The organism is Campylobacter sp. CNRCH_2014_2849 (genome assembly GCF_025772845.1).
Taxonomy (GTDB): domain Bacteria; phylum Campylobacterota; class Campylobacteria; order Campylobacterales; family Campylobacteraceae; genus Campylobacter_D; species Campylobacter_D lari_D.
This window is the reverse complement of the sequence record NZ_JAKMSW010000041.1, coordinates 1-1077: the sequence shown is the minus strand read 5'-3', so window position 1 is coordinate 1077 and position 1077 is coordinate 1. Positions and strand designations below refer to the sequence as shown.

Annotated in this window: 1 pseudogene; it reads right to left on the bottom strand. The window is 30.0% G+C overall.

The window, feature by feature from the left end:
- Positions 1–1077 (bottom strand): annotated as a pseudogene (locus L8X33_RS08595) (hypothetical protein); the annotation flags it as partial.

The window sequence follows — 1077 nt, the reverse complement described above, 5'->3', positions numbered from 1 at the left end:
AATATGGATATTATTCAGATTGGAAAATGGTATAGATCCTTCCGATGAACCAAATAAAATACCAACTTTTCTACCTTTAATTTTTGTATTTTGGTTAAAAAACATATAAATATTTTTCAAGGAACTCATGTATAAGTGGCCAATACCTACAAAACCACCAGTATAAGAGCTTAAACTATCCATTTTATTATCAATATTGTAAATATTATTTAAAGCAATGTTCTCAAAATCAATATGACCTACAAAACCACCTATAAAACCACCTACAGAACTTGAATTTCCGATTGTGACATTATTTATGATATTATAAATATTGTTTAAGGTGATATTGCTTAAGTAAGCATTCCCTCTAATTCCACCTATAAAACCACCTAAATGAGCATTAGCGATAATGCCTTCATTTGAAATATTTTCTATATTTTCTAGTTTAATATTGTTAAATTCAGCTTTTTTAGTATCAATTCCTGCAACAAATCCAACAAAACCTCCAGTATGGAAAGTAGCTTCTCTATCAGATGTTAATATGCTTTTAATAGATTTTATATTTCTTACAGTAACATTAGAAATATTTGCAAATGCAATACTTCCAGCAAAACCACCTGTGGTGTTAAATCCTTCATGCATAGAATGAACATGCTCTATTGAGTTAATGTTTTCTAAAATAATATTATCTGCAGATCCAGCTTCTATTGCTCCTATAAATCCACCAACACTGGCTTCACCAGGGCTTTGTGTATTAACCTTTATTCCACCTCCCATATAATCTATATGTATATTTTTAAAAGTTGCACCTCTACTATTACCAAATAATCCTGCATATACATGACTACCACCTGTAGCTAAAGCAAAATCCATATTAATATTTTTTAAAGAATGATTTTGTCCATCAAAAATTTTATTAAATCCGGTATAAGGGTCATCAAATGCTACAATCATATTAGTACATCCTAGTCCATCTATACAGTAATTAGCATAGTTTTTCCAATCCACACCTTCTACACCTTGTCCTTTATTACCATTAAAATCAATATTTCCTACCAATCTAAACTCATCTACGCTTCTTGTATCACCTAACCT